This is a genomic window from Geomonas sp., assembly GCF_056994735.1.
Genome location: NZ_JBXKJL010000185.1, coordinates 1 through 10,405 on the forward strand (window position 1 = coordinate 1; position 10,405 = coordinate 10,405).

Genomic DNA, 10,405 nt, shown 5'->3' on the forward strand with positions numbered 1-10,405 from the left:
GTACGCTCGTTCTACTGTCAGGACACAAACCTCGACGAGGACCTGCTGAAATGGGAAAGCCTGCAGATGGAGCGGCTGAGCGGGACCCTGGCGCCCTTTTCTCTCGCCGTCAGGGAGGTCACCCTCGGCAACTTCTACTCCCGCGTCATCGTCAACAAGGACGGGACGCTGAACCTGCAGCACCTGCGTGAGGAGCCCGCACCGGTTCAGCCCACGGCAGCTGGCGCTCCGGTACGGCCAGCACAGAGGATCCAAGCCCCGGCGCAGACCAAGCTTCCTGCCGCAGGGGAGACCCCCGCCCAGCCATATCCCATAAGGATCGACACGATCACCATGCAAGGCGGGACCATGGCTTTTAGCGACCGCCACCTGCAGACTCCCTTCGACACCACCTTCTACAACCTCGGCGGCAGGGTCAGCGGACTCTCCTCGGAGGCAAGCAGGCTTGCCGATGTCGATCTCAGGGGGAACCTGGAGAACCACTCGCCGCTCACCATCAAGGGGGTGATCAACCCGCTGAGGGGAGATCTCTACCTGGACATGAAGATCGCCTTCAGCGACATCGAGCTCTCCCCCCTATCCCCTTACGCCACTACCTATGTCGGCTACACGGTGGACAAGGGAAAGCTCTCTCTCGACCTCGTCTACCGAATCGACAAGAAGGCGCTCTCCTCGCAGAACAAGGTCTTCATCGACCAGTTCACATTCGGCAAGGAGGTGGAGAGCCCCAAGGCGACCAAGCTCCCGGTCCGGCTCGCCATTGCGCTTCTCAAGGACCGAAAAGGAGAAATCCACCTCGACCTGCCGGTAACCGGGAGAACCGACGACCCGCAATTCAGCGTCTGGAAGGTGGTCTGGCAGATCCTGAAGAACCTGCTGGTGAAAGCGGCCACCTCCCCCCTTGCCCTTTTGGGGTCGATGTTCGGCGGCGACGGTGAGGACTTTAGCGCGGTCGCCTTCGCGCCGGGGTCGGACCAGCTGGCCAGGCCGGAACAGGAGAAGCTGGCCAAGCTGTCGAAGGCGCTGCAGGACCGTCCGGCACTGAAGCTCGAGATCTCCGGCTTCGTCGAACGGGAGGCGGACGCGGAAGGGTACCGCAACGAGGTGCTCTTGAAGAAGATGAAAGGGGAGAAATTCCGGAAGGTGGTCAAGGAGGGGAAGGCCCGGGCGGGACAGACCGCGGATGAAACAGAAATACTCCCCGAGGAGTATCCGGCCTACCTCAAGGCCGTGTACGTCAAGGAGAAGTTTCCCAAGCCGCGGAACATGCTGGGCATGCTGAAAGATCTGCCGGAAGCCGAGATGAGGAAGCTCATCCTGACCCACACGGTGGTGGGCAATGACGAGCTGCAGGCACTGGCCAGGGAGCGGGCCGAGAGGGTCAAATCATACCTGATGACGGAGGGAAAGATCCCTCCGGAGCGGCTTTTCGAGAAGAGCTCCGACATCTACAAGCCCGCGGCCAAAGGTGGAGCGGGAAGCAGGGTCGAGTTCGGCGTCGGCGCCAGGTGAGGACGAGGGAGGCGAGGGGCTCTATTCTGGCGCGGGATTAGATTCGGATAAAATCTGATTAGAAACCCAAAAAAGAAGGGTCTTTTTTCATGCCTGATCAGCAGTTATCAGATTCTATCCCGCGCTTAAAAGGTTCTGTCGTGGCTGAGACGGTGAAGTAGAAGGTGGCACCCTCGCCGGGCCTGCCGTCTGCCCAGACCTTCCCTCCCATCCGCTCCAGCATGCGCCGGACCATGGCGAGGCCCAGGCCATGACCTGAGAAGGTGTCACGGCTGTGCAGCCTCTGGAAAGGCATGAACAACCGATCGGCGATGGTCATGTCGAAGCCTGCACCGTTGTCGCTCACGTAGCAGATCCCGTCCTCCATCCCGAAGGAGATGCGGGTGACTTCATTGCCGGCGCTGTACTTCCAGGCGTTCCCCAGCAGGTTCTCCATCACGCTTCTCAGGAGGTTCTCGTCTCCGCAGACCACCACCCCCTGCTGCACATCGATCGCCACCTCACGCCTGGTATCGGTTATCCTGAGATCCGTCATGATCCGGGTCGCCAGCGCGCTGAGGTCGACAGGCTGCAGCGAGAGCTCGCTCATCCTCACACCGGAGTAGTTGAGCATCATCTCCAGGGTCGCCTCCATCTGCTCCCCCCCCTCGATCATCGACTGCAGGTACCCCTTGGCGGTCTCGTCCATCCGGTCGCCGTACCCTTCCGCCAGGAGCTCGCCGTACCCGTAAATCACCCGCAGCGGAGTCCTCAGGTCATGGGTCACCGAGTCGTAGAGGAGCTCCAGTTCCTCCTGGGCCTCGAGGAGTTCGGCGGTCCTCTCGACCACCCGCCTCTCCAATAGCTCCGAAGCTTTCCTCAACTGCTCCGAGAGGTCGCGCTCGTTCTCCAGCCGCATGGCGTTGCGGACCGCGATCCCGATGACCGGGGCCACCCCCTGGACGATGTTGAGGTCGGTTTGCAGCAGTTCCCCTGCCCTCTTCTGGTCGTCCACGGCCAGCACCCCGAGGGCCTCGCCTTCGCATACGATGGGGACGCAGATGAATGACCTGACCCCGAGCCCCGCGAAGAAGGAGAGGTTCTCGGGGATCGCGGCATGTTCTACCTCCGCCAGGTCCCGGGCCAGCAGCGGGATCTGTTCCTGAAAACAGCGCACCAGCACGCCCCTCGATTCGGGGCCACTGAGCCGGTGCTCCATCAGCTGCAGTGCCGATTCTTGCTCCTCGGTGAATCCGAAGCAGCTCCTGACCACCAGCGCGGTGTGGTTCGGGTTCACCAGCAGGATGATGCCGCGGCCGTAATTAAGACGCTTGAGGAGCACCTGGTTCACGCTGGGCAAAATCTCGTCCAGTTCCGTGTTCCCGGAGATCACCTCGCCGATCTCGTTGATCATCGAGGCTGTATCGTAGTTCAGCTGGACCTGGGCCAGCAGCCGCTCGCTCGAGTTCCGCATGCTGTCGAGGGAGGAAAGAAGGGCCCTGCGCTCGAATTTATGGGCCAGAAAGGAGACCGCCAGGTGAAGCGGCAGGGCCGAGAGGAGAAAGATGGCAAGATAGGGATTGGAGCTCGCCGGGGCGACGGCCGCCACCGCCGCGACCAGCACGCAGAGGGAGAAGCGCTTGGCCACGGCGAGCCGGGTTGCCCGGGAAGGCTCCCAGCTGATCAGGTAGCGGCAGACCGTGCCGCCCTTGAAGATGCACTCCTCGTGCTCGATGGTCGGGAAATTGCGGTTGAAGAGGAGGAAGACGGCCTCGATGTACCCTATCCGGTTTTCGCACTGGCAGGGGTTTTCCCTGACCCCTTCCTCGTAGGAGACCGTCAGTTCGAGTTGGCGGGGACCGACCTTGCGGGAGGTGCAGCGGGAGGAGCGGCTGAAGTTAGCCGCCACCCGGTTGATGATGGCGAAGACGTACTCCGGGCCGATCAGGCCGAGCAGGAAATCACGCAGTGCTCCGAGCGCATCGGACGAGGCGGCATAACGGCCGGCCTCCCGCGCGATGGCCGGGTTTCCGGTCAGATGCACCAGCTTTTCGTGGAAGAGATCTACCTGCCGCTGGCTGAACCAGTGCCCGAAGTCGGCAACCTCGCACTCCTTCATTCCGGCATAACGCAGCAGGGAGTTTATGTCGACGTGCGAGTACCGTTTCCGTATCAGTTTCAGGTACGAGTCGAAGATGCGGCTATTGTAGAGAGGACTGTCCAATAATACTGCTGACATCACCACCCCGGTTCACTCAGATGCGCGGAAGTTTACCTCTGTCAGTGAAGATAATCAATGACTTTGTCAGTAACTTTTGCTTGCTCAAATGGATAAAATAGAGTAAAAGCAGAAGCAATTAATATTTTATAATCCTTATGTCATCGTAATGACCATTTCAGGATCGGCACCGGAGCCGATCGCGCCCGGAGCTCTCGCCTTTGCGCAACGAATTCGACCAAAACCAGCTCGAGGGGCTGTTGCAGGGGCTGAAGAAATCCGCCCCCCTCTCCCCTTTCAGCCTGACGCTCTACCGCAGGCAGGAGGCCCGGGGTGCGTCCCCCCCGGGTTTCGTGACCTGCGCGTCGCTGGTGGAGGATCCGCTTTGCTGGGAGCTGTCGCAACAATTTTTCGCCACCGAACTGGAAGGCCGGTTTCGGGAGGGAACGCCGGCAGCCTGCCGCTACGGCGGGGCATTCCTCGCTTTCGTGGTCCCTTTCCGGTGGGGGGAGGCGGAGCTTTGCCTGGTCGGTGACGGAGTCAGGGACCAGTCCATGGACCTGTGGCAGCTTGCCGCCCTCTCGACCCAGGGAGGCCCTCAAGGGCTGTCTCTGTTGCCTCGTGTCGAGTCGCTGTGGGCGGCAACCCTGCCGGAGATCGAGGAGGCGGCCCAGGAAGCGGCCGCCCTGATCGCGGTATTCAAGTCGACCATGGAACTTGCCAGGCTCCCCGTTCCCGGGGAGGTGCCCGGCAGCCCCCCCTACGACCCCGAGGAGAGCGACCCGCGGTTGCATGCGGTAGCCGAGGCCCTGGAGGGACTGGACCGGGCGAGGACGCTGACGGAAGTGGTGGCTCTCGCCTCCGAGACCATGATAGCCAATTTCCGGATAACGGGGTTGGCCCTGGCGCTTCGCGAGGTTGAGGGCGGGGCTTTCCATGTCTGCGGGCTGTGGGGGCTCCCGGAGGAGCTGGGCTTTTTCCCGCCCGAGGCCCTCGGGGTCTTTCTCTCCCGCAACGGGACCAAGAGGGCTGTCCCCTTCGACCCGAGGATGCGCGCCGTCCTACCGGCACTGCAGGCAGGCCTGTGCATCTTCTTCCCGCTCCAGTCCCAGGAGGACAGACTCGGCTTCTTCGCCGTGGTGGACACCCAGCTGCGGAAAGGGGAGATCATGCTGGCCTCGATGGTGGCGCACGCGACGGCGGCGAGATTATCGAGAATGATCAAGGACGCGGAACAGGCCAAGGCCAGCGCCAGGTCGGGAAGGCTCCTCACCCTCGCCAACACGCTGTTGCTGGTGGAAGACAAGGACGAGCTCTACGAGGCGGTCCTGGGTATGGCTTCGGACCTGGTCGAGGCCAGCCAGGGCTCGATCATGCTGATCGACAAGAACGGCAAGAGCATGCAGATCGTCTGCAGCCAGGGGATGCCGCTGAGCGCCGCGCAGTCGATCCCGCTCAGAGTCGGTCGGGGTATTGCGGGAAAGGTGGCCCAAAGCGGCGAGCCGTTGCTGGTCCAGGACGTGGAGAAGGACCTCCGCGTGGCCATGGCCAACCGGGCCAGGTTCAGGACGAAATCGCTGATCAGCGTCCCCTTCAAGCTCAAGGAAAAGATCATCGGGGTGCTGAACCTGGCGGACAAGAAGAACCTCGCCTCCTTCAACGAAGCCGATCTGCAGCTTTTGTGCTCATTCGCCAACCTGGCCTCGCTGATGATCGAGCGCTCCCTGGTCCTGGAGGAATCGGTCAGGTTCGAGCAGCTCTCCGTTACCGACTCGCTCACGGGACTCTACAACCGGCGCTTCCTTAAGAGCCGCCTGGAGGAAGAGCTGAACCGCAGCGTCCGCCAGGGGCTTAACCTGACGGTGCTCTTCCTCGACCTCGACATGTTCAAGACCTACAACGACGTCTGCGGCCACATCGCCGGCGACGAGGCTCTCAAGAAGACCGCGGAGATCATCAAGTCCTCGCTGCGGGAGATGGATATCGTGGCCCGTTACGGAGGCGAGGAGTTCTGCGCGGTTCTCCCCGGCACCACGAAAAGCGAGGCCATCATCGTGGCCGAGCGGATCAGGAAGGAGATCGAAAGCCATGACTTCACCCCGCACGGCGAGATCCCTTTCAGGCGCATGACGGCCAGTCTCGGCGTCGCCACCTTCCCCGAGGACGGCCGCACCTTCACCACCCTCATCCACGCCTCGGACATGGCGCTGTACGAGGCCAAGGCCCAGGGGCGAAACTGCACAGTCGCAGCCGGCCCCAGCGAGAAAGAGGCCGCTCCAGAAGAGACGCCCCCCCCCGAAGAAGAAACCGAGGACCTTTTTCATCGGCCCAGGACCCTCGACTTCAACGCCTATCTCGAATCATCGCTTCGCTCAGCCGAGTGATCAACCGGCCACTCCCCCCGTTTCCCGACGCCCCGCCCCCTGCAATAAATCCGTGATCGCCACAGGTTCCGCCGTCCCTTCGAGATTCCCCGCAGCAGGTGGAGCTCCCGCGGCACCAGCCTCGCTTCCCGCCGCAAGTCGTCCATACACCCCCCAACCGACAGCACCATCATCATCCCCCCCAATTCACCGCCCCATCTGTCATAAAAAATTTTAATACAATTCGGATATACTGATTCGCTCAGCTAAGTGACTTCTCCGGAAGCTGACATACAATCTGGTTTAAAATAATTAGTGAACATTTTAATATTTTATGGTATTAATTACGCCGGTCACATCACACTGCATCACTGTGAGTATACAGGCACCAGAATGAGAAGGAGCCTCGATGGAAAGTGCATTCAAAATACTACAGTTCGCACGACCTGGAAGCACATTAGATTTCTCAAATGGTAAAGAAAAAGAACTTGGACTCGGCAAGCTGATCAACAAGTTGAATTTCGTCAATTTCAGGGAAGGCTCCATCCTGGTTAACTTCAGACATGCGAGGTACAACCGGACCATAACTCTTGAAGCTGCCCCCCTTCCCTGCCTGGACCAGAAATTCGAGTGCCGGTGGAAGAGCGACTTAACGCCCAGCCTGGACAGCTGCGTCTTCGAAAACATCTTCATCGTCGAGGGACAGAAACTGGTAGTGTCAGCCCCGGAGCTCGTGACCATGGGCGAGCAGGGAGCCCTCTTTCTCCTTCCCGAGAAAAGCATCGAGGTGAATTACCGGAAGACGAGGAGGTACCTCTGCGAGGGCGTGGCTGTCGAATTCATCCAGAACAGCGCGCGCTTCGAGGGCGCCCTGATCGACTTCAGCGCCGTCTCGTTCAGGATAGAGATGGCCTGCTCTCCGAGCCAGGACTTCCTGTGGGTGAACCCCGAGGTCCCGGTTCATGTCGTCTTCAGCCGCGGCGACACCCCTCTATATTCCGGGGAGTGCCGCATCATCTCCCAGAACTACGGTCTCAAAAGCAGGATCTACGTCCTTGAGCCGATGCAGAACCAGATGCAGCGCTTCAAGGCCAAGGAGATCCGCAGCTCGAGATACGAACTCCTCCCTCTTCCAAACGTGGTCTTCCAGCACCCCCTCACCGGCAAGACCGTGGACCTGAAGGTTGGCGACATCTCCGGCTCAGGCTTTTCGGTACACGAGGACTTCGAGCTTTCCGTGCTCCTCCCGGGCATGGTCGTCCCCGAAGTCGAATTGAGGGTTGCAAACGGCTTCACGGTACGGTGCACCGCACAGGTGATCTACCGGCAGGCGATCCAGCAGGAAGAGTGCGACGGAGCGGTCAAGTGCGGGCTGAGCTATCTGGACATGGATATCAGGGACCACGTGAATCTCCTCTCCCTGTTGTCGCTGGCCAGGGACAAGAGTTCCTACATAAGCAACAAGGTCAACACCGAGGAGCTCTGGCACTTTTTCTTCGAGACAGGCTTCATCTACCCCGAGAAGTACAGCTTCGTCCAGGCCAACAAGCAAAAGCTCAAGGAGATGTACGACACACTGTACACCTGCAACCCCAGCATCGCCCGTCACTTCATCTACCAGGAGAAAGGGGCCATCCTCGGCCACATGGCGATGTTGCGCTTTTATCAGAAGAGCTGGCTGGTCCACCATCACGCGGCCAACAAGTCCGAGTCCAATACCGCGGGGCTGGTGGTGCTGAGCCAGCTGGCCCACTCGATAAACGACTGCCACAACCTGCGTTCGGCGCACATGGACTACATCATCTGCTACTACCGGCCCGAGAACAAGTTCCCCAACCGCGTCTTCGGCACCGCAGCCAGGATCATCAACGAACAGAAAGGGTGTTCCATCGACACCTTTGCCTACCTCCACTACCGCAGGACCTTCGCCCCCGACTGGAGCTTCGCCGGACCCTGGAAGCTGCTCCCCGCCACAGAGGAAGACCTCTTCGAGCTGGAGAGCTGGTATGAGCAGGAGTCAGGGGGACTGATGCTGCAGTCCCTGAACCTCCATGCCCAGATGGTGGAGGGCGAGGAGCTGTCGGAGGAGTACCGCAAGCTAGGCTTCAGCCTGAAGAGGCACTGCTTCACGCTGAAGAAGCAGGGGCGGGTCAAGGCGGTGGTGGCGGTCAACCTCTCCGACGCCGGGCTAAACCTCTCCGATCTGACCAACTGCATCCAGGTCCTGGTGGTGGATCAGGAGCAGTTCCCCAAGGAGATCCTCTACCTGATGCTGTCGATCCTCACCCACAAGTACGAACAGGAGGAGATCCCCGTTCTGGTCTACCCCGTGAGTTACGCCGACAGCGCGGGCATGCTCTACGACAAGAAGTACTGCCTGTGGGCACTCAACATTCAGCAAAACGGCGCAGAATTCCTCAAGTACCTGACCAACATGACCACAAAGAACCGAAACAGGAAGCAGCACACTTCATCAGGCAAGCCTACCGGGGAAGCAGATGAACGACACGCCGTTGTACAATAGCAGCATCATCGACATCTACATCAAGCTGATCAAAAACAAGTACAACTTCATCAACGTCAACGAGCTCCTCTCCTACGCCGGGATGACGCCGTACGAGGTGGCCGACCACGGACACTGGTTCACCCAGCAGCAGGTGAACCTCTTCTACGAGAGGCTGCACGCCCTCACCGGAAACGACCACATAGCCAGGGAAGCGGGACGCTACGCGGCCTCACCCGACGCGATGGGGGTGATGAGGCAATATTTCCTGGGGCTCATCGGTCCCGCCAAGGCCTACGAACTGATCGGCGAGGCGGCCAGCAAGAACTTCGTCCGCTCCGCCGTCTACACCTCGAACAAGGTCGCCGTCAACAAGGTCGAGATCACCGTCACCCCGCGGCCGGGGGTCAAGGAGCGTCCCTTCCAGTGCCAGAACAGGATGGGCTTCTTCGAGGCGGTGGCCACCGGTTTCCACGCCGATCTGCCGCACATCGAGCACCCTGAATGCATCTTCCGGGGAGACCCGGTCTGCCGCTACTTCGTCTCCTGGCAGAAGACCAGCAATACCTACTGGCGGTACGCGCGGAACTATACCGCGCTGGTGCTCTTCATCGCCACCGCCGTCTGCCTGGCCATCATCCCCCACCTCACCATCACCGCCATCGCCCCGATTTCCATCGCCCTGCTCTTGCTGCTCAGCATCATCTCCCTGCGCAGCGAGAGGGAGGCCCTGCTGTCCAGCCAGCAGAACCTGAAGGACCTCTCCGACAACCTCTTCGTGCAGATGGAGATCAACTACAACAACGCCCTGGTCGCCAACGAAGTAAGCCAGGTGATCAGCATGGAGACCAACGTCGACGACATCCTGGAGCAGGTGATCATGGTCCTGGAGAAGCGCCTCGATTACAGCCGGGGACTGATCCTCTTGGCCAATCGCGACAAGACGAAGCTGGTCTTCCAGGCGGGATTCGGTTACCAGGAGGAGCAGCTGGCGTTTCTCAGCAAGACCACCTTCCATCTCGACCGCCCCGAGGCCCAGGGCGTCTTCGTGATATGTTTCAGGGAGCAGCGCCCCTTCCTGGTGGGAGACCTGAGCGAGATCGAGGGGACCCTCTCCGAGAAGAGCCGCAACTTCGCCAAGCAGCTGCTGTCGCAGACCTTCATCTGCTGCCCCATCCTCTGCGAGGGCGAATCGATCGGCATCATCGCGGTCGACAACCTGAAGTCGAAAAGGCCGCTGGTACAAAGCGATGCCTCGCTCCTCATGGGCATCGCACCGATGATCGGGATCAGCATCAACAACGCGAGGCTGCACGAGGCCAAGTCGGGCCAGTTCAGCTCCTTCCTGAAGGTAATGGCGGCCTCGATCGACGCCAGGGATCCCCTCACCGCCGGCCACTCGGAAAAGGTCACCGAATACTCGGTGGAGATCGGCGAGGAACTGGGTCTGCCGCCGGCGGAACTCGAGATGCTCAGGGTGGCGGCCCTTTTGCACGATTACGGCAAAATCGGGGTCCCGGACGCCATCCTGAAAAAGAACGGGAGGCTCACCGAGCTCGAGTACGAGATCGTCAAGACGCACTGCCACAAGACGCGCGACATCCTGGAGCAGGTTAACTTTGAGGGGATCTACAGCGAAGTCCCCGCCATCGCAGGCGCCCACCACGAGAAGATGGACGGCAGCGGTTACCCGAAGGGGCTCAAGGGCAAGGACATCCCCTTGGCTGCGAGGATTATCGCCGTCGCCGATTTCTACGAAGCCGTCACCTCGCTGCGTCACTACCGCGCCCCCATGCACACGGATGAGGCCTTCCGGCTTTTGAGGGATGG

At 60.5% G+C, this 10,405-nt stretch carries 5 protein-coding genes; 4 read left to right on the forward strand and 1 reads right to left on the reverse strand.

All coding sequences use genetic code 11. The features are described from left to right. A partial coding sequence (locus tag AC11W3_RS08435; protein ID WP_484092821.1) for a DUF748 domain-containing protein occupies nucleotides 1-1,512 on the forward strand: 1,512 nt, incomplete at its 5' end. Between the two features lie 97 nt (nucleotides 1,513-1,609). Here the strand turns inward: AC11W3_RS08435 and AC11W3_RS08440 are convergent. After that, the gene (locus tag AC11W3_RS08440) at nucleotides 1,610-3,730 is read right to left on the reverse strand and encodes a sensor histidine kinase (RefSeq protein ID WP_484092822.1); all 2,121 of its coding nucleotides are present in this window, start codon (nucleotides 3,728-3,730) and stop codon (nucleotides 1,610-1,612) included. A 200-nt stretch (nucleotides 3,731-3,930) separates the two neighbouring features. Between AC11W3_RS08440 and AC11W3_RS08445 the strand changes: the two genes are divergently transcribed. The 3 genes from AC11W3_RS08445 to AC11W3_RS08455 form a co-directional block, all read left to right on the forward strand. Continuing rightward, complete coding sequence (locus AC11W3_RS08445; RefSeq protein ID WP_484092823.1) at nucleotides 3,931-6,093, forward strand: sensor domain-containing diguanylate cyclase; 2,163 nt, start codon at nucleotides 3,931-3,933, stop codon at nucleotides 6,091-6,093. Between the two features lie 388 nt (nucleotides 6,094-6,481). Further along, nucleotides 6,482-8,596, forward strand: a complete 2,115-nt coding sequence (locus AC11W3_RS08450) for a PilZ domain-containing protein (RefSeq protein WP_484089422.1) — start codon at nucleotides 6,482-6,484, stop codon at nucleotides 8,594-8,596. Continuing rightward, nucleotides 8,571-10,405, forward strand: a 1,835-nt coding sequence (locus tag AC11W3_RS08455; RefSeq protein ID WP_484092824.1) for an HD domain-containing phosphohydrolase, incomplete at its 3' end; no start/stop codon positions are given. The genes AC11W3_RS08450 and AC11W3_RS08455, both read left to right, overlap by 26 nt.